The 19,867-nt window shown below is 69.5% G+C and carries 20 protein-coding genes and 2 tRNA genes; 14 read left to right on the forward strand and 8 right to left on the reverse strand.

Going from position 1 to position 19,867, the window contains the following annotated elements:
* The first annotated feature begins 255 nt into the window (after positions 1–255).
* Positions 256–1,182, forward strand: coding sequence for an FkbM family methyltransferase (locus AB0910_RS24400; protein WP_366746760.1), 927 nt, complete (start codon positions 256–258; stop codon positions 1,180–1,182).
* 156 nt (positions 1,183–1,338) lie between these two features.
* On the opposite strand, the gene AB0910_RS24405 is transcribed toward AB0910_RS24400, so the two are convergent.
* From AB0910_RS24405 to AB0910_RS24420, 4 genes are all read right to left on the reverse strand, one after another.
* Complete coding sequence (locus AB0910_RS24405) at positions 1,339–2,358, reverse strand: ATP-binding protein (RefSeq protein WP_366746761.1); 1,020 nt, start codon at positions 2,356–2,358, stop codon at positions 1,339–1,341.
* Positions 2,348–2,647 (reverse strand): hypothetical protein, encoded by a 300-nt coding sequence (locus tag AB0910_RS24410; RefSeq protein ID WP_366746762.1) that lies wholly within the window; start codon positions 2,645–2,647, stop codon positions 2,348–2,350. The genes AB0910_RS24405 and AB0910_RS24410 overlap by 11 nt, the downstream gene beginning before the upstream one ends.
* 125 nt (positions 2,648–2,772) lie before the next feature.
* The gene (locus tag AB0910_RS24415) at positions 2,773–3,819 is read right to left on the reverse strand and encodes a GntR family transcriptional regulator (protein ID WP_366746763.1); all 1,047 of its coding nucleotides are present in this window, start codon (positions 3,817–3,819) and stop codon (positions 2,773–2,775) included.
* Between the two features lie 390 nt (positions 3,820–4,209).
* Complete coding sequence (locus tag AB0910_RS24420; RefSeq protein WP_366746764.1) at positions 4,210–4,488, reverse strand: hypothetical protein; 279 nt, start codon at positions 4,486–4,488, stop codon at positions 4,210–4,212.
* A gap of 75 nt (positions 4,489–4,563) precedes the next feature.
* On the opposite strand from AB0910_RS24420, the gene AB0910_RS24425 reads away from it, so the two are divergent.
* Both AB0910_RS24425 and AB0910_RS24430 read left to right on the forward strand, forming a co-directional pair.
* Positions 4,564–5,319, forward strand: coding sequence for a GntR family transcriptional regulator (locus AB0910_RS24425; protein ID WP_366746765.1), 756 nt, complete (start codon positions 4,564–4,566; stop codon positions 5,317–5,319).
* Between the two features lie 374 nt (positions 5,320–5,693).
* Positions 5,694–6,326: an ankyrin repeat domain-containing protein gene (locus AB0910_RS24430; RefSeq protein ID WP_366746766.1), complete on the forward strand. Its 633-nt coding sequence runs from the start codon at positions 5,694–5,696 to the stop codon at positions 6,324–6,326.
* 1,467 nt (positions 6,327–7,793) lie between these two features.
* Here AB0910_RS24430 and AB0910_RS24435 read toward each other — a convergent pair.
* Positions 7,794–8,561 carry a glycosyltransferase gene (locus AB0910_RS24435; protein WP_366746767.1) on the reverse strand — a complete coding sequence of 256 codons (768 nt, stop codon included), beginning with the start codon at positions 8,559–8,561 and terminating at the stop codon, positions 7,794–7,796.
* A gap of 5 nt (positions 8,562–8,566) precedes the next feature.
* Positions 8,567–9,355 (reverse strand): GntR family transcriptional regulator, encoded by a 789-nt coding sequence (locus AB0910_RS24440; protein WP_366746768.1) that lies wholly within the window; start codon positions 9,353–9,355, stop codon positions 8,567–8,569.
* Between the two features lie 441 nt (positions 9,356–9,796).
* Here AB0910_RS24440 and AB0910_RS24445 point away from each other — a divergent pair, with 441 nt between their 5' ends.
* The 10 genes from AB0910_RS24445 (at position 9,797) to AB0910_RS24490 (ending at position 18,703) form a co-directional block, all read left to right on the forward strand.
* Positions 9,797–10,021, forward strand: coding sequence for a hypothetical protein (locus AB0910_RS24445; RefSeq protein ID WP_366746769.1), 225 nt, complete (start codon positions 9,797–9,799; stop codon positions 10,019–10,021).
* On the forward strand, positions 10,018–10,932 hold the full coding sequence (locus tag AB0910_RS24450; RefSeq protein WP_366746770.1) for a DUF2637 domain-containing protein: 915 nt from the start codon (positions 10,018–10,020) through the stop codon (positions 10,930–10,932). Before AB0910_RS24445 ends, AB0910_RS24450 begins: the two co-directional genes overlap by 4 nt.
* A 97-nt stretch (positions 10,933–11,029) precedes the next feature.
* Positions 11,030–13,219, forward strand: a complete 2,190-nt coding sequence (locus AB0910_RS24455) for a cell division protein FtsK (RefSeq protein ID WP_366746771.1) — start codon at positions 11,030–11,032, stop codon at positions 13,217–13,219.
* 410 nt (positions 13,220–13,629) lie between these two features.
* A complete protein-coding gene (locus AB0910_RS24460; RefSeq protein WP_366746772.1) occupies positions 13,630–13,824 on the forward strand; it encodes a hypothetical protein in 195 nt (64 codons plus the stop codon).
* Between the two features lie 28 nt (positions 13,825–13,852).
* A complete protein-coding gene (locus AB0910_RS24465) occupies positions 13,853–14,104 on the forward strand; it encodes a hypothetical protein (protein ID WP_366746773.1) in 252 nt (83 codons plus the stop codon).
* Positions 14,105–14,226: 122 nt separating this feature from the next.
* Positions 14,227–14,895: a hypothetical protein gene (locus AB0910_RS24470; protein ID WP_366746774.1), complete on the forward strand. Its 669-nt coding sequence runs from the start codon at positions 14,227–14,229 to the stop codon at positions 14,893–14,895.
* A gap of 89 nt (positions 14,896–14,984) precedes the next feature.
* The gene (locus tag AB0910_RS24475) at positions 14,985–15,113 is read left to right on the forward strand and encodes a hypothetical protein (protein WP_366746775.1); all 129 of its coding nucleotides are present in this window, start codon (positions 14,985–14,987) and stop codon (positions 15,111–15,113) included.
* Positions 15,110–17,074: a DUF3987 domain-containing protein gene (locus tag AB0910_RS24480; protein ID WP_366746776.1), complete on the forward strand. Its 1,965-nt coding sequence runs from the start codon at positions 15,110–15,112 to the stop codon at positions 17,072–17,074. The genes AB0910_RS24475 and AB0910_RS24480 overlap by 4 nt, the downstream gene beginning before the upstream one ends.
* A 199-nt stretch (positions 17,075–17,273) precedes the next feature.
* Positions 17,274–17,480 carry an excisionase family DNA-binding protein gene (locus AB0910_RS24485; protein WP_366746789.1) on the forward strand — a complete coding sequence of 69 codons (207 nt, stop codon included), beginning with the start codon at positions 17,274–17,276 and terminating at the stop codon, positions 17,478–17,480.
* A complete protein-coding gene (locus AB0910_RS24490; protein ID WP_366746777.1) occupies positions 17,468–18,703 on the forward strand; it encodes a site-specific integrase in 1,236 nt (411 codons plus the stop codon). The genes AB0910_RS24485 and AB0910_RS24490 overlap by 13 nt, the downstream gene beginning before the upstream one ends.
* Before the next feature lie 76 nt (positions 18,704–18,779).
* On the opposite strand, the gene AB0910_RS24495 is transcribed toward AB0910_RS24490, so the two are convergent.
* Positions 18,780–18,852 (reverse strand) — tRNA-Arg (locus tag AB0910_RS24495).
* 156 nt (positions 18,853–19,008) lie between these two features.
* Positions 19,009–19,100 (reverse strand) — tRNA-Ser (locus AB0910_RS24500).
* A 300-nt stretch (positions 19,101–19,400) separates the two neighbouring features.
* Here AB0910_RS24500 and AB0910_RS24505 point away from each other — a divergent pair.
* Positions 19,401–19,784: an SSI family serine proteinase inhibitor gene (locus AB0910_RS24505; protein ID WP_366746790.1), complete on the forward strand. Its 384-nt coding sequence runs from the start codon at positions 19,401–19,403 to the stop codon at positions 19,782–19,784.
* Positions 19,785–19,867 lie beyond the last annotated feature (83 nt).

A 19,867-nucleotide genomic window follows, 5' to 3' on the forward strand; every position in this document is an offset into this window, starting at 1 on the left:
CTACATCTCTGAAGGAGTTTACGAGCCCGGCTCTCAGCGCGGCAGGTGTAGAGCGATATGGCTTCCCACGGTCGGGGGCGCCCCGTCTTGCCCGTTTGGCAGTTCGGAGCGGGGAAGGGCTGGGACGGAGCCCAGTCTCGTGGACGAGCCTTTTGCCTGTTCGCCGGTGGTGCAGACTTGGGCCACGATGGCGGTGGGAAGGGCTGGGGGCTGGCGTTCGTCATGGCCTCTCCCGCTCGGCGAGGAGGCGTTCGGATGTTTGGCCGCGGCGGTTCGGCGGGGCTCGTCGGTCTCGGGCGCTGCTACGTGCGCTACGTGCCGTGGACGGTCGGCAAGCCGGCGCTCACCGCCGCGGTCCTCAACCCTCGGCTTCGGGTGCAGCCGCGGCGGCGGGTGGTTCGGCTGCGGGACGGCTCCAGGTTCGGCGTGGACACGCGGGACCTGATCCAGAGGTACCTGTACCTGTTCGGCGCCTGGGAGCCCCACATGACCCGATGGCTTCGGGGGCGGTTGCGAGTGGGGGACACGTTCGTCGATGTGGGCGCGAACATCGGATATTACAGCGTCCTCGCGTCACGGCTGGTCGGGGACGGGGGGAGGGTGGTCGCTGTCGAGGCGTCGCCCGCGTTCCACGAGCGCCTGGTGCAGCACGTGCGGCTCAACCGCTGTGAGAACGTGCGAGCTGTCAACGGGGCCGTGTCCGACGCGCGCAAGACGCTGACGTTCGTGCTCGCCAGTTCGGCGAACATGGGGGCCAACAGCATCGTGCCGTACGACGGGCCGGCGGAGTCGTCGTTCGACATGGAGGCCGCGCCGCTGGCCGAGTTGCTGACCGATGCCGAGATCTCGACCGCGCGCGTCATCAAGATCGACGTTGAGGGAGCGGAGGGAAGCGCGGTACGGGGGCTCGCGCCTCTGCTCGGCCGGCTGCGGCCCGAGTGCGAGATCACCGTTGAGGTGACGCCCGACCGCATGGCTCAGCTCGGCGACTCCGTGGACGAGCTCATGAGCACCATGCGAGAGCACGGGTACCACGCCTACCGACTTGCCAACGACTACGCCCCGGCGAGCTACCCGGCCGCCGTACGAGGGGCCGCGGTGCCGCCCGCACGGCTACGCGAGCCCGTGACCGGGGAGAGCGACCTCATCTTCTCCCGGATCGACGCCGAGACCTTGAGCTGAGATGTGCGGACGACCGGGCGGCTCGGGCGCCCAGCTTCGGTGCTCTCCCGGGCACTGGGCGCATCCTGACCGGCCTTCCCAGGCAGACGAACACGCCGCTGCCCCGGACACCGATGGGAGTCGAGGGCAACGGCGGGTCAGGTCGGGCTCGTTGATCTAGCGCAGGACCGCGCGGAGCTGGCTCACGGTGAGCCGTTGGGCCGCTTCGTCGTTGGCCGGGTGCAGCAGGTCGTGCAGGACGCTGCGCGCCTCATCGCGGACCCGCCAGTGTGGATCGCGGAGCAGTGCCTCCCACGCCTTGATCGTCCGATCCGGGCTTCGCTCTGCTGCTCCAACTCCCAGCGCCAGCGCGGGCAGCAGCAGGTCGACGGCGACCAGACGCTGTTCGTGCCCCTCGCTCACGCGAAACAGGTCGAACAGTCGCCGGCACCGCACCGCGGAGCGTTCGGCCGCGCGTTGCACGGCGTCGTGGACGGTGCTCAGGTACGCGACGCTCGCGGTGAGCTGACCACGGCCGCCGCGGTGAGCGGCGACCAGTCGGCTCACCCGCACATGCTCGGCGAGCAGGGCATCAGGGAGCCAGTCCGGCAGGTCCTTGTCGGTGTCGCGCCCTGATGCCCGTTCCAACAGGGCGTCGTCGACCTGCCTGCGTGCCGCGCTACTTCCGGCTACGGTCGGCTGCTGGGCAGGGGGCGGTAGCGGCTCAGCATCCGGCCCCACCTCCAAAGACGGGCCGGCTTTGACGCTTATCTCCGACCACACCACCTTGCCTCCGGCCGTGGACGGATAGACACCGAAACGGCTGCTCAACATCTCGACGAGCAGCAGTCCCCGCCCGCCCTCGGCGTCGGTGTCCGGGGACTGGAGTACCGGCCGTTCGTCGCTGCGGTCCCATACCTCGACGAACAACGAGGCCTGTCGTAAGCGGAGTTGAATGCCGAGGAGGCCCAAGGCCGCGGGGCCGGTAGTCGTCGGTCCGGCTGCGGTGTCTCCGACGGCGCGCACCGCGTTGGTGACGAGTTCGGAGACGATGAGTTGGGCGTCCTCGGCCGCCTCGCCGATCCGCCACCCTCGCAGGACGCGCCCTACGAACGCACGGGCTTCACCCGCCGCTGAGGGCACGGCGCCGATCCTGATCCGGCTCACGCGGGGCGTTTCGCCAGGCTCAGTCGTCATGGCGTGCCTCCGGCCCTCGCGGGTCCGTCACCCACACCGTGCCGCGGATGGCTTCGGCCAGTTCCCCGCGCATGAAGTGCGCCAAGTCCGCCGATCGGTGGAGGTGCTCGTACGACGGGACCAGGACGTCGGCCACCTGTTCCGCTCGGCAGTCGGCGATGAGGCCAGCCCAGACGACGAGCCGTTGCCCGGGGCCCTCCTCGACGTAGACGTCGGTCAGGTCGAAGCCGGAGCGTTCGGCGAACGCCGCCAGGCTCCGGCGGTGCCGGCGAACTGTCGCCTCGTCCATGCCGGGCAGGACGCGGACATATCCGAAGGCCGAAGGCGAAACGACGGGTGCCCTGAGCAACGGCCTTTGTGACGGGGCCGGTTGGCCTGACGCGAGGTAGGGCCCCGTGGTGTGTCCGTTGTCCGTCATCGGCTTGGCTCCGTTCCATCAGCTCGGCCGTCCTCGGCGGCGTCGCCGCCTCCGACTTCGCCGAGCGCGCTTCCCGCCGTACGAGGGTCTTGGTCGGTCGGCGCGCCTCTGCCGACACCGCTCGCCGAGGACGTCGTACTCACGACTTCGACGCGGTCGCCCGGCAGTACGAGGAGAGCCGCCTCGACCACACGGCCGTTGGCGTCGGTCGACCGGCGCTCCACCGCCAGGACTGGCGTACGGGTCGTGATGTGCAGTCTCTGGCCCTCGTCGGCTGTCGGAAAGCGCGCGATGATCCGGTTGGTTGTGCTGGTCACGGCCACGCCTGCGGTGGCGAGCCGGTGCCGGATGTCGTGACCCCAGGGCGAGTTGCCGGGGGAGGACTCGTCGTTCTCAGGCGTCATGAGCCGCGCCGCCGCGAGGGCGTGCGGGACGTAGACCCGTACGAGAGCGCAGGGGGTGCTGTCCCGGTGGCTGAGGAAGACGTGCTCCAGGACGTCGCTGCCCGCTTCCACAGCTAGCAGCGCGGACAGGTACGGGTCCGCAGGCAGGACCGCGGTTGCGACGCTGACGTTCAGCGATGAAGAGGCCGCGGTCGTCGTGCGGGGAGCCGCCCATCCGTCCTGTACGTCGGACGCCGCGCCGGTCTCGTACGTGAGGCGCTCGCCGGGCCGACGTACGAAGTTGCCGGCGCCGTGCCGCTTCTCCACGAGCCCCTCGCTCTGGAGGACTTCCAGGGCGGTGCGCAATGTCGGCGTGCTGACCCGGTAGCACGCGGCCAGTTCCTGTTCGGCGGGCAGCCGGTCGCCGATCGCCCACGTGCCGGCGGCGATGCGTCGGCGCAGATCGTCGGCGATGTACGTGGAGCGGTTGGCCATGTGCTTCTCCCCTGCCGGAGGCACCGGCGGCGTCGTGAGCGTCAGGGTGGTGGAGGCGCCGCGGAGCTGCGGCCCGGTGTCCGTGCCGAGTCCGTGCGCGGGCCGGATCACGGGCTCAACCAGACGCAGTGCCCGTACGGTCGAGGGTTGGGGACGTCCGGTCATCGACCCACCCCCGCGACGTTCAGGTGTGGCCGGACGAGGAGAGTGCGGGCAGACCCAGCACGGGCCCGCGACCGGGCGAATTCCTCGCTGGTCAGGACGTACGGGCGGATGAGGGCGCAGTCCTCGGCCCGGATGAGGTCGCGCTCGCGGAGCCGCGGTTCCGCGAGCAGGAGCGGAGGCACACGGCCGCCCCGTAACGAGGCGCCAGGCGCTGACCCGCCGGGCGTGAGCAGGGGCGGCAGAGGGATGCGCCCCACCTCGACGCCGCGAGTCCTGTCTGCGCCCGCGGCCTCTCCCCTTCGCGTACGCGGCTCGTACCGATGTCTGCCGGGCCGCCCTCTGGCCCACGCCGCGATGCGGCGGATACGGTTGAACATGCTGTTCAGCTCCCTATAGCTGACGGTTCTGCCCTCGGGCCGGCGTTCCTCGGTCCGGGGGCTTGTCGATGGCGGCCCACGCGAGCCGGCCGCCGTCCGCGCTGACGACGAGCCCGAAGGAGTCGCAGGACTCCAGGGCCGCCAGCAGCAGTTGCCAGGACTCGGCCGACATCGAAGCAGGTAAGACCGCCTCGATGACCGTGCGGGTGCGGTGCTCGACCACACGCGCCGTGAGTCCCGCGACGGAGAGCCGCGCGGTCGTTCGGCTGACCCGCTCCCTAACTGAGGACACAGAGCCTCCGTCGCCTTCGATCACCTTCGGTGAAGCTAGTTAACTAGATTAGGGCTAGTGGACTAGATTTTCCATATGCGAGAGCAGCCGCCCTACCTCCGGATCGCCGACGCGTTCAGGCAGCGCATCGCTGACCAGGACTGGATGCCTGGCGACCGCCTGCCGTCCCGTGCCCAACTGGCCGGCGAGTACGGCGTCGGCGACAACGTCATCCGCCGCGCGCAGGAACTACTCATCTCACAGGGCATGCTCGAAGGGCGCGCAGGCTCGGGGACGTACGTCGCCGAGCCGAGTCAGCGACTGCGGATGGTGCGCTCGCAGTACCGCGAGCAGCAGGGCGGCTCACCATTCCGCGCGGACATGGCCGCGCTCGGCCGCCGCGGCACGTGGGAGAGCCGTACCGACGCGAAGGTGCCGGCGCCCGAGGAGATCGCGACGCGGCTCGGCGTCGCCGGAGGAACGCCGTGCGTCCGCACGACGTACGAGTTCCTGGTCGACGGCAAGCCTGCGCAGCTCTCGACCAGTTGGGAGCCGTACGAACTGACGGCGGGAACGCTCGTCGTACTGCCGGAAGGCGGTCCGCACGCGGGCAAGGGCGTGGTCAACCGCATGGCCGAGATCGGCATCACGGTGACCCACGCGGTGGAGCAGCCGGAGCCCGGACATGCGGATGCCGAGGAGGCGACGCTCCTCGGCATCCAGCGCGGCGTGCTGGTGACCCGCATCAGGCGGACGTACTACGGCGACGACGGCCGCCCGGTCGAGACCGCGGACATCGTCCTGCCTGCCACGACGTGCGAGATCGTTTACGAGATCCCCGTGCGCGGCTGAACCTGGCGCTACCTGGCCGGCTCGCGCTACCACCTTTGTCCCTGCGGTGACACACAGGTAGCGCTGGACAGCGACAGCGACAGCGAGACGGGCCGGTGTCCAGCGGTTGCTTACGGGCGGCGACACGGCCCGACTGACGAGATTGTGTAGGTAGTGCCGGTCTACGCACTCCCTCGGTACGACTGCGGTCGAGTCGGGACCTATCGCGCCCAGAGCCTTGAACTCCGAAGCGCTACTGGCCGATTGACTCAGTACACTCTCAAATAAGAGCCAGCCCTCGCAGCCCCAAAAGAAGGCGGCTGAACTGCCGGAACCTTAAGACGAGGCGGGCAGCCTCGGCCACGATGAGGCGAATTCCAAGGATATTTGGAGCAATGAAAATAGAGGAAAAATTTGTTTGCGCGGCCCGCCAGGGCGACGTAGAGACCGTTCGTAACCTGTTGCTGCTCGGGGTATCGGTGGACGTCTCAGACAAGCGGCGCACAGCCCTAGATTGGTCTATTTCCTGCAATCATCCAGAGGTCGTCCGCGTCTTGCTGGAAGCCGGTGCAGATTCTGACCAGAAGATAGGGGAATATCGAGAAAATCTACCTCTGCGCTTTGCTGCGACGCGAGGCATGAAGGAGATCGTGGATCTCCTGCTGGATGCCGGTTCGCAACCGGATGGCCGACTTGATGAGCAGCAGGGAACGCCGCTTTCCATGGCTGCCGGTCAAGGACACCTGGAGGTTGTGGAGGCCCTGTTGAACCGTGGCGCAAGCCTCAACGGACTCGGGAACCCGCAGAGTGATCCGCTGGGTAGTGCGGCCTGGAGCGGGCAAGTGGACGTGGTGCGTTTCTTGCTGGACCGGGGTGCCACCCCAACGCCCGAGAGCTTCGAATCGGTCCACCGAGGACGGGCCACGGCCGAGAAACGAGCCAAGCTTGCTGGGCGCAGTGTTCTACAGCTCAACCAAATACTTACCCCTTATCGCGCCATCATGAAACTAATGGAACAAAGCGCGTAAAGTGCCTACTTTGGTCGTTATTCAAAGAAGCGACCCATGTGTAATCTGCCGCTTTTCTGGTTTTTTCCTGATTCCTGGAGTGCGCCGAGTCGATATTGACATGGGCGAAAACCGGCCAAAATGTTGACCACACTTACATGTCGACTCCCGTCTCGTTACATTTCTCACGCACATGTGTGCACAGAGTGAAGGAGATGGAGTGCGCGTAGTACTAAGCAAGGCGCAACGTGTCATGGCGATCGCGATAACTGTGTTCGCTGTCGTTTTCGGCATGGCTAGTTACGCCAATGCCACGCCTGCGGTGCCTCAGCATGCCTCGATGTGGGCCGGTCAGCAGGCTACGGAGGGCGCGACTGCTATCCCCGGGGTTCATGCGACCCTCCGGTCAGGAGCCAAAACGTCGAGTGCGGCAGCACCGGTACCGTTCTCGTGCGAGGCCCCGCCGTCGTCGACGCCGGCCACCGTGCAGTACGACAATGGCTCGCCAGCAATGCTGACGAGCATCGCATGGTCTGGTACGGGTAGCATCGAATGCACAGTTCCGATGACGGAACTTTCGTTCACCATTTTCGTTGTCGACCCCGAAGGGGCAAAGCACATTGTAGCCGAGGCTACGTGTGCCGAATGCGCAAGTGTTACCCCCGTCAATACTGGTTATGTGTGCCAGCAGGCGGCCCAGGACTGCTCAGGCAGTTGGCAGCAGGGTCTCCACGCCACCTACGAGGCCCCGGCAGGCCAGACCTGGAGCTCCTCGTCCGGCCCGTGTGTGGCAGCGGGAGCGCTTCTCACCTGTGACTACCAGGGTTTCAGGGGAGCATTGCCCCTGTTTCAGCTGACTGAGTCAGCCTGCTCGGCGACGCAGTCCGCACAAGCGCTTAGGCTTCCCCTCGCTGCTTTTGCTCTAACTGAAGCAGCAGATTGCTACAACCTTCCTCCGTCTGGAGACCTCCCCCTGTTGACGCTGCGAGCGATCAACAATATACGCGCGTCGCATTTCGAGGGCGGCACCAACGTGGACGCGACTAAGGGCCTCTTCCTTCCGTCCGTCACAAATAAAACCTTGGGGGAGGTTTACGAGGCTGGCCTTTCTGATTCCGGGGCATGGAAGCTGAACTCTACGGGATACTACGAAAAGACTTTCCCCTACTCTGGTGTGGGGGTGCGATCTCAATCGCATGGCGGCGGCCTGCCCTCGACACAAGTGACCTTGGTCGTAGATCAGTTTGGGGCGAACGGATACAGCGAAGTAGTCACGATGTATCCGGCTGACGCGTAGCCTCGTAACCTTCGCGGCTATTTTCCTAGACGCTCTTGGTGGTGCCCCTCGCCTGAATCGTGTGGGGCGCCACTGAGAGGTTTCTGAGCTAATGGGCCCTACGTGTTCGCTGAGCCAGGCGAACGCCCGTGGGAGCGTGAGTTGTTCGCCAGCTGGGCCTTCTTTCCGCGTGCTACCGAAAAGTCCTCGAGCTACCTCACTGTTGGCGCGGCCGGGTAGTGCCACCGGACGTACGCCAGGGCCTGCGCCCTCGCCTGTACCACGGCCATCCGGGCGTCGCGCTCGACCGGGTCCGTGTGGGCTGCCTGGCCCGTGGCCTGGCCGGGCCACTTGCGGTAGAGGAGGCCCACGTCCGCGGTGAACCAGCCGGAGCTGACCGCGTTCAGGGCGAGGAGGAGTCCCGTGTCCTCGGAGGCGGGGAGCGCCATCCAGCCGCCCAGCGCGACCACCAGTTCCCGCCGGGCGAAGAGGGTCGCCGGGTGGACCTGGGCGCGGTAGTCGTTGGCCTGCCAGAACTCCAGGACCGCGCCCCGTTCGATGAGGCCGGGCTCGGGGTCGCCGGGGAAGCCCGCGGTGGTGCCGTCGGGCAGCAGGTCGAGGACGCGTGAGGTCGCCCAGCCGATGGACGGGTCCGCTTCCAGGGCCGCCAGGTCGCGTGCGAGCGCGCCCGGGGCCAGTTGGTCGTCGGCGTCCAGGACCTTGATGTACTCGCCGTCCGCGTGCGCGAGCGCGAGGGTGCGGGCGGTGCCGGGGCCGCCGGGGCGGCCCTGCCGGAACGTCACGCGCGGGTCGTCGGGGACGTGGCCGGCGACCTCGCCGTCCAAGCCGTCCTGCTGGATGAGCCAGTGCCACTCCCAGCCGTCCGGCAACTCCTGCTCGCACAGGGACTTGTACGCGTCCGGCAGGAAGTGCGCGGAGGGGCCGTGAACTGCCGTGATGACGGTGATGCGCGCACGCACGGCCCTCACCACCTTTCCAGGGGAGTGGTGAAGTGCATTTCCGTGCGGTCGCCCGGCAGGATCACGTCGGACAGCTCCACGACGCGGCCTGTCGTGTCGTAGGAGGTCTTGCGCAGGTCGATGACCGAGGTGCCCGGCGGGAGTTCCAGCTCCTCGGCCTCCTCGGGGGTGGGCGGGCGTGCCGTGACGCGTTCGTCCAGGCGGGACAGCTCGATGCCGAGGGTGAAGAGCTGGCTCTGCGTGCCGCCGGGCCACGGCTCGTTCGCGGCGTCCAACAGGTCGGGGTTGGCCTTCACCACATCCCGCACGAGGTGCGAGGTCACCAGGGAGAAGGGCGCGCTCTCGGCGGCGTACCGCGTCCGGTACGAGCGCACGAGCAGGGCAGTCCCCTCGGGCACGCCGAAGGCTTCGGCGATGTCGCCCTCGGCCGCGCCCTCGTCGTACGACGCGTGGAAGACGAGGTCGCCGACGTGCAAGCCGGTGTCGTGCTCCGTGGAGCCGGTCTTGAGGCGCTCCTCGACGGGTTCGCGGGCCCGGTCCTTCTCCCACTGGTGGCGCTCGTTGGTCCGCAGCACCTTCGTGCGCGGCTTTCGCACGAAGTTCCCGCGGCCGTGCTGCTTCTCGATCAAGCCCTCTTCCTGAAGGAGGCGGAGCGCGTCCCTGATCGTCGGCAGGCTTCTGCGGTGGTCCGCGACGAGCTGGGTCTCGGCCGGCAGTTTGTCCCCAGGCATCAGCTCACCTGCGCGGATGGCGCGGCGGATCTCGTCCGCGATGCGCTCGTACGCCTTGGCCATGGGTGCTCAGCGTCCCGTCGTTCGTGCGGTTCAGTGCTCGACTCAGCATACGACTCCTAAAGAGGTCTTGACGAGTGGGGGAGGGATAGGCCATAGTCGGGCTACTCCTAAGGAGGACTTGAGGTCTTTAGGAGTAGCGCCCGAGGGGCCCGTGCAAGCGGTGGCCTCGGCAGCGTCCGTGCCTTGAGAACTGAACAGCGTGTCTGAACGAGTGCTTTTGATCTCCGGCGCTCCCTGTGCTCCTGACATCTGCTTTGTAAGAGCAGAGCTCGGGCGTGGGACGCCGGAGGTGATGACCACTCGTCCTCGGACGACCGGTCTCGTCGGTCCTGCTCGCCAGGTCCTCAGCTCGTTCGGCCGGCGGCGGCGGTCGACGGGTCAAGGACACCTGCCGCGCGTCGGCTCTCCATCCCAACCACCCCTGTTTTCAGGAGAGTTGCTATGCGCATGTACTCGGACGACTTCCGCGAACTGTTCCTCGGTACGGCCGACGAGTCGGCCGAGGAGCGTGAGGTCCGGCTCACCGTGGCCAACGAGGTGTTGGCCGAACTGCTCGAAGAAGGACGGGACAACGAGATCTCGTTCCTGAACGCCGTGTACGCCGCGCAGCTCGCGAGCCGTTCTCTTCGGCGGCTGCCGCGGATCACGACGGCGGCCGTCGCGTGACGGCCGCGCGGAGCGAGGCCATCGGCTCACCGCTCGGCGCGGGTGACCGGGCCCTGCTCGCTCTCGTGGTCCCCGCGGGCGTGGCGGTGGGCGGGCTCGGGCTCGTCGCGTCCTTCGACTCCGTCTCCTCCGCAGCCCTGCGCTGGGGCTTCACCGACCCGTGGATGCTCCCGGTCGGGATCGACTCGGCGATCCCCGTCTTCACGGCGGCGAGCCTGCTGCTCATCCGGGTCGGCATGCCGCTTGCCTGGGTGCGGTTCGTGCCCTGGGCCCTGACCCTGGTGACCTGCTGGCTCAACGTCGCGGCGGGCGAGTCGGCATCGGCGAAGGTCGCCCACGGGGCGATGCCACTGCTCTGGGTCGGGCTCAGCGAGGTCGCCGCCCATGTCTACGCGGTCCGTATCGGTGCGGCGTCCGGCGCGCGGATGGCACGTATCCGGCGCACCCGCTGGCTGTTCGCCCCGCTCACGACCCTCGCACTGTGGCGCCGGATGGTGCTCTGGGAGACGACCGACTATCGCGAGGCGCTGGCACTGGAGAAGCAACGGCTCCTGGTGCGCGCCGAATTGCGGGAAGCGTACGGGCGGGGCTGGCGCCGCAGGGCTCCCTGTCGCGACCTGGTTCTGCTCCGGCTCGGCGAACTCACACCGGAAGGGCGGGCGCCGGCGGAAGGGGTCGCCGCTGGCGAGCCCGGTGAGCCGTCCCCTGCGCAGCCCGGCCCGCGCGGATACCGGCCGCGGATGACCTGGGACGCGGCCCTGCGCAAGGCCCGCGAGGCGACCGCGGAATGGCCGTACGAACGGCTGGATGCCGAGCCCATCCGCAAGGCGATCGGGTGCAGCCAGCAGCGTTCGCGGCGGTTGCGTGACGCCCTCCGGGCCGAGCGCGACGAGCGGCGCGCACCCCTCTGATCTCCCGCTCCTACCGGGGCCCGGCCGCTGCTTTGGCGGGTAGGGCCGGGCCCCGACATCCCTCCCAGCACGACAACCGGCACGGAAGGAACGGCCAGTGAAGCACGACAACGACGACGACCACGACCACGAACGCGAGCTGTTCGCGAGGTTGGAGAAGGAGTTCGAGCGAGGCGCCGCGGAAGCGGACCTCCCCCGGCCGACCGGGTCGACCGAACCGGCCCGGCTGACCGAGCCGACCGAGTCGGCCGACCCGCACGAGGCCGCCATGGTCGACCGACCCGGCGGAAAGCCGGGCCCCGATCTGATGGACCGGGTGCACGGGGCGAAGCGCCGGCCGGTCGTCCCCGTGTGGGCGACGTCGCGGGGCGAGTTCGTCAAGGCGGGCCGCGGGGTCGCCGCGTACGCCTGGCACGTCGCCGCCTACCACTCGATCCGGGCACCGTGGTACGCGCTGCGTCTCACCCTCCAGATGCCGCGCGGCGCCTGCCGGTTCGTCGGGGACAGCCTGCGGTGGGCGCGGGACGCCGAGGGCGAGCCGCTGCGCCAGTCGGCGGCTTCGAGCAACGACATCGAGGAGTACCTCAAGCTCTCGCGCCAGCGTGACCGGCGGGTGCGGTGGCGGACCGTGGTCACGGTCGGGGCATCGGTCATCGGGATCGCCACGAGCCTCACCCTGTACGTCCTCGCCCCCGGCTGGCTGCTCGCACTGTGCGCCGCAGCGGCGAACCTCGCCCTCGGGCGGCTCGGGCAGGCGGCGGACGCGCCGGTCATCCACCGGGCGGTGGAGATCCCGAAGGCGACCAGGCTCACCAGCGACATCGTCCTCCGCGCGCTGGGGTCGATCAGCATCCCCGCCATCAACCAGGCCCAGGCGAGGGGCAATCCGGGCTTCGCCTTCACCGCACCCATCACGCGGGACGGGCCCGGCTGGCTGGCAGAGGGCGATCTGCCCTACGGCGTCACCGTCACGGACGTCATCGACCGGCGCGACCGGCTGGCTTCCGGCGTCCGGCGCCCGCTCGGCTGCGTCTGGCCCGAGGCCGTGCCCAACGAGCACACCGGCCGACTCCGGCTGTGGGTCGGCGACCAGGACATGTCACAGGCCCGGCAGGAGCCATGGCCGCTCACGAAGTCGGGCACGACCGACCTCTTCGCCCCGGTCTTCTGGGGTACCGACCAGCGCGGCCGCTGGGTCGGCGTCACGCTCATGTTCATCGCGGGCATCATCGGCGCCATCCCGCGCATGGGCAAGACGTTCCTGCTGCGCCTGCTGCTGCTCATCGCGGCCCTGGACGTGCGGGCCGAGCTGCACACTTACGACCTCAAGGGCACAGGCGACCTCGACTCCGTCGGCGACCGCGTCGCGTACCGGCACCGGGCGGGCGAGGAGGACGCGGACATCGAGTACGCCATCGCCGATCTCCGTGAGCTGCAAGGCGAGTTGAGGCGCCGTGCGAAGGTCATCCGGGCCCTTCCCCGGGACATCTGCCCCGAGTCGAAGGTGACCACGGAACTCGCCTCGAAGCGTTCCCTGGGGCTCCACCCGATCGTGGTCGGCGTCGACGAGTGCCAGGTGTGGTTCGAACACCCCAAGTACGGCGGGGAGTTCAAGGAGATCTGCACCGACCTCGTCAAGCGCGGGCCCGCCACCGGGATCGTCCTCCTGCTGGCCACCCAGCGGCCGGACAAGGACAGCATCCCGACGCCGATCAGCGCGAACGCGTCGGCCCGCTGGTGCCTCAAGGTCATGGGCCAGGTCGAGAACGACATGGTGCTCGGGACCGGCGCGTACAAGCGGGGCGTCCGGGCGAGCATGTTCGGCTGGGGCGACAAGGGCATCTGCTATTTCCTCGGCGAGGGTTCGGACGCCCGGATCGTGCGCTCGGCCTTCATCGACGCGGTGGCGGCCGACCGGATCGCGCTGCGCGCCCGCGCGTTGCGTGAGCGGGCCGGGTTCCTCGCCGGCCACGCGCTCGGCGAGGAGCGTGACACCGCCACCGCTGCCGGCTACGACCTGCTGGCCGATCTCCGCGCCGTGGTTCCGGCCGACAAGCCGAAGCTCTGGAACGAGGCGATCGTGCCGCTGCTGGCCGAACTCCGTCCCGAGGTCTACGGCGAGTGGACGCCCGAGCAACTGACCGCCGCGCTCAAGCCGTACGGCATCCGCACCGTGCAGGTGTGGGGCACCACCGAGGACGGCAAGGGCGCCAACCGCCGTGGCATCCGGCGCTCCGACATCCTCAAAGCCGTCGCGGAACGTCACGGCGAAGCCGACGCCGCATAGCTCCGCGCGTCCGGCTCCTAGCGGCGGGGCCCGCTAGGTCTAGCACCGCCGCTAGCGACCCACGTACGCCCTGAACAGGTATCTAACGCCTAGCGGCCCCTCTCTCGCACCCTCTAATTCCTGCTCTGGAAGGGGTTTCATGCCTCCCCTGCTCGCCATCGTCACCTGCCTTCTCCTCCTCACTCTCTGCTACGGCACGCAGTGCGCCGCGAGCCCCTACGGCACCTGCCGCAGGTGTCGGGGGTGGGGCTGCACAATCCGCCAGACCCGCAGCGGACTCAGGCGCGGCCGCCAGTGCCGACGCTGCGCGGGGTACGGGCGCCGGCTGCGCGTCGGGCGCCGCCTCTTCAACTCCCTGGCGCACCTGCGCCACGAAGGCACCCGCTGACCGCCTCCGAAGGAGACCCGTCGTGTTCCTCTCCATCTCCGCACTGGCGCTGTTCGGGCTGCTACTCGCCCTGCTGCTGCGCTTCAAGTCCGTCGGCGCCGGCGCCGCGATCGTCGCGGTGCTGTTCGGCTTCTACCTCGCCCGCACCGGCGCCGCCGCCTCGATCGACCAGCTGATGTCCGCGGTCGGCAGCGCCGTCCACGGCATCGGCGGCTGACACCCCCTCCACTCGAAGGAGCCCACTCATGCATGAACAGCCCGCCCGCACGTTCCCGCCCCCGCACATCTCGCTGATGGCTTCCGGCGATCTGCGCGACGCCCTCGAAGCCATCGAGGAGGGCCGCGGCCCGGCCGCCGTCGCCTCGCTCATGGCCATCGACGCGGTGTCGTGGCAGGCGCTCGAAGAACGGCTCGTCGCCCTGATCGGCACGGACCTCCGCGCGCTCCTGCTGGCCGCCGCGAGCGGCAGCGGGGCTGCTGAACAGCAGCTCGTCTGACGGCCCTCTGTGCGCGTCCGCCCCTTCCGCGTCTGCGCGGGATCTGCGCGGGCGGACGCGCGCAGAGGACCGGACAGTCGGCCGGACCCACATCTCAGCCCACTTCGGAGAGGACGCGAGACATGTCCACAACCGCCGTAGCGTGGTTCGACAGCCTGACCGCGGGCGTACAGGCGCTCGGCGCCGCCGCCCGCGAATACCGCACCGCCGCCCAGAGCGCGCGCAACGCCGCCTGGCACACCGACCCGGCACGGGTGCGCCCGGTCACCGGCTCCGTGGCCGTACGGGGAGCCCAACACGCCGTCCGCCCGCACGACGACGCCCTCTGGCGACTCGGGGAGCTCCACGAGACGCTCCGTTACCAGGCAGAAGCGCTGTACGAGAACGCCGCCCAGGCATACGCCTACGGCGCGTCCGAAGCGATCCGCGCCGTTCGCGACGGCGCGTGCCCGTCCTCCCCCGAACTGGGGCGCAGGGACGGCCTGTACGTCCTCCCGGACCACCCGCTCCCCGAGCTCAGCGACGAACTGGCCCAATGGACCGGCGCCGCCGGCCTCGCCGCACTCCGCCAGCACATCACCGAGCGGCAGGCGGCCCGCTGCGCGGAGCGGGAGTACGCGTTCTTCGAGGACCTGGCCGACCAGGAGGCCGCCGAGATCGCCGCGGCACTCCGGAGTGCCGCGGGGCTCGCGGACAGCGCGTACGCGTACGGCGAATCGGCCGAGGTGGCCCTGCACTTCGTGCTGCTCTCAGGGCCGCGCGCAGGCGGCAGCGGAACGCAGTCCGCGTAGAGGGCCCGGGGCAGCGGTCGACGGGTCAAGGACGCCCGCTGTCCCGGTATCTCCCCACCCCAACCAAGGAATCAGGAGGTGCCCCCAGCATGCACCACTCCCGACGCCGCACACGCGCGTGCGCCGCCCAGGCGACCGAGCGCGGCAGCGTCCACCGGACGAACGGCGCCTCGGGCGCCCGCGCCGCCACCGTCCGCGCCCAGGAGGGTGCCCGGTGAGCAACGACTTCATCGAGGACCAGGACCAGGCCCCGCCGAACGACCCGAGTGCCGAACAGGCGGCGCTCGGTGCCATGCTCCTGGACCGGTCGGTGATCGCCGATATCGCCGAGATCCTGAGCGTGGAGGACTACTACTGCCCCGCCCACGCCACCCTCCACGGTGCGGTGACCGCGATGCACACGGCCTCCCTGCCGGTCGACCCGATCACGCTCGCCGCGCATCTGCGGGCGGCCAACGACCTGGACCGCATCGGCGGCGCGGCGTACCTGCACACGCTCGTCCAGGCCACGCCCACCGCGGCGAACGGCACGTACTACGCCGAGATCGTCGCGGACCTGGCCCGGCAGCGCCGCCTCATCGAGACCGGTACCCGGCTGATCGCCCACACTCGCCAGGGCATGTCCGCGGCTGACCGGATCGCCTCCCAGGCGGCCGCCGAGCTCGCCACGATCGGTACGTCCGACCGTTGGCCGGACCCGATCCCGCTCGGTGCGCACGCCCCTCTGCCGCTCTTCCCCGTCGACACACTGACGCCCTGGGTGGCCGAACAGGTGTCGGCCGTGGCCGAGTTCACCCAGACGCCGCCGGACCTCGCGGCCACCATGGCGCTGGCCGCGCTCTCCACGGCGGCCGGCGGACGCGTACACGTCGAAATCCGGCCCGGATGGCGGGAGCAGGCGAACCTCTACCTCGTCTGTGCCATGCCTCCGGCCTCCCGCAAGTCCGACGTCTTCGCCGCCATGACGGAGCCCGTCTATGACGTCGAGCGGCAGCTGCAAGAGGACTCCCGTGCGCAGATCGTCGAGGCCGAGACCGCGAAGGAGGCCGCGCTCGCGGAGGCCGAGGCCCTGATGGCGAAGGCACGCAAGCCCGGCGACGGCGTCGACCGCACGGCGATCGTGGCCGAGGCGTCCGCGGCGCGGCTGCTCGCCGAGGACATCCACGTCCCGCCGAAACCGCGCCTCACGGTCTCCGGCGACATCACCCCGGAACCGCTCGCCCAGCAGCTCGCCGTGCACCGGTGCCTGGCGGCGCTCTCACCCGAGGGCGACCTCTTCGACATCATCGCGGGGCGCTACAGCGCCAAGCCCAACCTCGGCGTCTTCCTCCAGGCCCACAAGGGCGAACGGCTCCAGACCGACCGCATCACCCGCGAGCAGCCCAGCGTCGACAAGCCCGCGCTCACCATCGGCATCACGCCCCAGCCGGCCGTGCTCCAGGACCTCGCCAGTACACCGGGCGCCCGGGACCGCGGCCTGCTGGCCCGCTTCCTCTACGCGCTGCCCGCGTCCAACCTCGGCTACCGCAAGACCCGCACCACCCCCGTACCCGAGCCAGTTGCCCAGCGCTACCGCAACCGCCTCTCCACCCTCCTCCACACCCTCTACGCACTCCCCGAACCCACCACCATTCCCCTGACACCCGCGGCGGACCGAGCGGTCGAGGCCCTCCAGGACCAGCTCGAAGCAGCGCTGCGGCCGGAACAGCCGCTCGCCCATCTCCTCGACTGGGCGGGCAAGCTGGTCGGCCACACGGCCCGCGTCGCCCTGCTGCTCCACCTCGCCGACCGCATCACCGGCCCCCGCTGGGGCGAGCCGGTCGAAGAGGACGCGATCAACCGAGCCGCGGAGATCACGGCGTACTACACCCAGCACGCCCTCGCCGTCTTCGACCTGATCGCCAGCGACGCGGCCACCGACGCCGCGCGCACCATCCTCGACTGGCTCGCCCGCCCCAAGACGGACGGCACGTACCGCACGGCCATCAAGCGCCGCGACGCCGTAGCGGCCTCCCGCCGCTTCCGCACCGTCGCCCAGGTCGAACCCGCGCTCGCGCTCCTCGAAGCCCACGGCTACCTCCGCGCCGACACCCCACCCCGAACGGGCCGCCCCGGACAGCCGGCGACCGCCACGTACCGGGTCCACCCCTCGCTACAGCGCGGCGCCGATGCCCGCTGATCGTCAGCGATGTCAGCAGAAACCCGCGAGCTGCGGCAACGCCCACGAACGCCCCGCCAGCAGACGTCAGCACGGTCAGCACAACCACCGCGAAGCGCTGACGCGTGCTGACGTCGGCCAGTCCAGCAAAACAGCAGGTCAGGGGATTCCGCTGACGCTGCTGACGCTCACCGTCCCTTCCGCGCAAAGGAGACGCCGCATGACCGCCGTCGTGATCCAACGCAAGTGGCACACCACAGCCGAAGTCGCCGAGATGCTGGGCTTCGGCCTGTCCAAGACCAAGATGCTCGTTCTCAACGGGGAGATTCGTTCGGTCAAGGTCGGCCGCAATCGCCGCATCCTCCCGACCTGGGTGGACGAGTACGTGAACTGCTGCGCACAGCAGGTCGAGGAGTGGTCCGCGTGACCGGCAAGCGGAGCAACGGCGAGGGCTCCATCTACCCCTACAAGAACGGCTACGCCGCATACGTCTGGGTGACCAAGCCGGACGGGAAGCGGGCCCGGAAGTACGTCTACGGCAAGACGCGCGAGGACGTGCACGACAAGTGGGTCTCGCTGCACGCCGAGGCGAAGAAGGGTCCGGTGGCCACCCGGCATCGGACCGTCGCAGCCTTTCTCACGTACTGGCTCGACTCGATCGTGAAGCCCGACCTCGCTCCGCTGTCGTATGTCTCGTACGAGGGCTACATGAGGCTCTACATCGTGCCGTCCCTCGGAGCGAAGCGGCTGGACAAGCTCACCGTGCGCGACGTGCGCGAGTGGCTGACGAAGCTCGCCACCACCTGCCAGTGCTGCGCGCAGGGCAAGGACGTCAGGCGGGCTCCGGCTCGTCGGAGGTGCTGCGCGGTCGGGGAGTGCTGCCAGTCGTTCCCGTCCCGCCGAGTGGTTCAGGGCTCACGTGACGCCCTGCGAGCCGCGCTCACGCACGCGGTCACCGAGGAGGAGATCGGCAAGAACGTGGCAGCCCTGGTCAAGGTGCCCAAGCCCCGTCGGCGCCGGATCAAGCCGTGGTCGGTGGCTGAGGCGGGGCGCTTCCTCACCGATGCCGCTGCCAGGGGAGATCACCTGTTCGCGGCCTGGGTACTGGTGCTCACCCTCGGACTCCGGCGGGGTGAGGTACTGGGCCTGACCTGGAAGTCGATCGACTTCGAGGCGGGGGAGCTCTACGTCGACCACCAGATCCAGCGCGCCGGCCGACAGATCCTGCACCGGGAGACCAAGACCGAGGACTCGGACGACTTCCTGCCCCTGCCCGCTCTCTGCATCAAGGCGCTTCGGATGCGGCGCGCGCAGCAGCTCGGGGACCGCAAGGCCGCGGGTGACCTGTGGCAGGACGTCCACGGCCTGATCTTCACGACGAAATACGGGACGCCGATCGAGCCGGGCAACCTCACCAGGATGTTCGCCCTGCGCGCCCGCCGGGCCGGTCTTCGGGTCATCCCGTTGCGGAACACCCGGCACACCGTCGCGGCGCTGCTCGTCGCCCTCGGGGTGCACCCCAAGATCGCTCAGCGCATCCTCCGGCACTCGCAGATCGCCATGACGATGGAGGTCTACGCCGCGGCGAGCGACGAGGACGTGCGGGCGGCCATCGGCAAGCTGTCCTCGGCCATGGGCGACGCCGGCTGACGCGGTTGCTGTACTTCACTGCTGTACGGACAACGTCGAAGGCCCCGAGATAATCTCTCGGGGCCTTCGACCTGTGTGCACTCGGCAGGATTCGAACCTGCAACCTTCTGATCCGTAGTCAGATGCTCTATCCGTTAAGCTACGAGTGCTCGCTCGGCGGGATCTTCGTCCCCCCTGCGGTGCGAGAACAACATTACATGACCTGCGGCTCCAGGTGAAATCCATTGGCCGCACCGCGCTGACCTGCGGAGATGGAGCGGGGGACGACGGAAGCCCCGGCCTGGGAGGGCCGGGGCTTCTCGGTGCGGAGGCGGAGGGATTTGAACCCTCGATGGATGTATAAGACCCAAACCGCATTAGCAGTGCGGCGCCATAGACCGGACTAGGCGACGCCTCCACAGCCCGCGCACGCGGGCTTGCTGTGCAGATGATGACACACCCGAGGGCGCGCTCACCAATCGTTCCTCACCGTACCGGGCGGGTGTACGGCATGGCAAAGCACTCGCCAAGCGCAACGTCCTGGGCGCTGCCGCGTTGGTCCTGGGGAGAGTCCGGGACCCGTCCCGGGGCGCGTTCCGGTGGACCGGGCGGGCCCCGGGGCGGGGGCCTCCCGGATCACCCCCTGGAGCTAGGAGTCGCCTTGCTGCCTCGCCCGCGCCGCCGTCGCGCCGTACCGCTCGTGCCCCTGCTGTCCGTCCTGCCCGTGGCGCTCGCCGGGCTCGTCGCCGCCGCGCCGGGCGACGCGCCGCGCGACGCGCTCACCGTCCTGGTGTCCGACCCGTCCGGCGCGCGCGGCACGCCGTCCTCCTCGTACGAACTGCGGTGCGAGCCCGTGGGCGGCACGCACCCGGAAGCGGCCGCCGCGTGCGACCGGCTCGACGGGTTCGGGCGGGGCGGGAGCGACCCGTTCGCGCCGGTGCCCGAGGGGCAGCTGTGCACGCAGATCTACGGGGGCCCCGCGACCGCGCGGGTCGTCGGGACCTGGCACGGGCGCCCCGTCGACGCCTCCTTCAACCGGCGCAACGGGTGCGAGATCTCGCGCTGGCGGCAGCTCGTACCGGTACTGCCCGACCTCGGCTGAGGCGGCGGGGCGGGCGGGCGCCGGGATGGAGAGGGCGTGCGGATCGCATGACCATCCTGTCGCGCCCGCCCGCCCCCGCGCTC

The sequence above is a fragment of the Streptomyces sp. NPDC047002 genome, assembly GCF_040704505.1.
Classification (GTDB): Bacteria; Actinomycetota; Actinomycetes; order Streptomycetales; family Streptomycetaceae; genus Streptomyces.

What these genes read in the sequence shown, in the direction of transcription:
- AB0910_RS24400 (WP_366746760.1), top strand. Translation starts at nt 256, where the DNA reads ATGTTTGGCCGCGGCGGTTCGGCGGGGCTCGTCGGTCTCGGGCGCTGC.
- AB0910_RS24405 (WP_366746761.1), bottom strand. Translation starts at nt 2,358, where the DNA reads ATGACGACTGAGCCTGGCGAAACGCCCCGCGTGAGCCGGATCAGGATC.
- AB0910_RS24410 (WP_366746762.1), bottom strand. Translation starts at nt 2,647, where the DNA reads ATGGACGAGGCGACAGTTCGCCGGCACCGCCGGAGCCTGGCGGCGTTC.
- AB0910_RS24415 (WP_366746763.1), bottom strand. Translation starts at nt 3,819, where the DNA reads ATGACCGGACGTCCCCAACCCTCGACCGTACGGGCACTGCGTCTGGTT.
- AB0910_RS24425 (WP_366746765.1), top strand. Translation starts at nt 4,564, where the DNA reads ATGCGAGAGCAGCCGCCCTACCTCCGGATCGCCGACGCGTTCAGGCAG.
- AB0910_RS24430 (WP_366746766.1), top strand. Translation starts at nt 5,694, where the DNA reads ATGAAAATAGAGGAAAAATTTGTTTGCGCGGCCCGCCAGGGCGACGTA.
- AB0910_RS24440 (WP_366746768.1), bottom strand. Translation starts at nt 9,355, where the DNA reads ATGGCCAAGGCGTACGAGCGCATCGCGGACGAGATCCGCCGCGCCATC.
- AB0910_RS24445 (WP_366746769.1), top strand. Translation starts at nt 9,797, where the DNA reads ATGCGCATGTACTCGGACGACTTCCGCGAACTGTTCCTCGGTACGGCC.
- AB0910_RS24465 (WP_366746773.1), top strand. Translation starts at nt 13,853, where the DNA reads ATGCATGAACAGCCCGCCCGCACGTTCCCGCCCCCGCACATCTCGCTG.
- AB0910_RS24470 (WP_366746774.1), top strand. Translation starts at nt 14,227, where the DNA reads ATGTCCACAACCGCCGTAGCGTGGTTCGACAGCCTGACCGCGGGCGTA.
- AB0910_RS24475 (WP_366746775.1), top strand. Translation starts at nt 14,985, where the DNA reads ATGCACCACTCCCGACGCCGCACACGCGCGTGCGCCGCCCAGGCGACC.
- AB0910_RS24485 (WP_366746789.1), top strand. Translation starts at nt 17,274, where the DNA reads ATGACCGCCGTCGTGATCCAACGCAAGTGGCACACCACAGCCGAAGTC.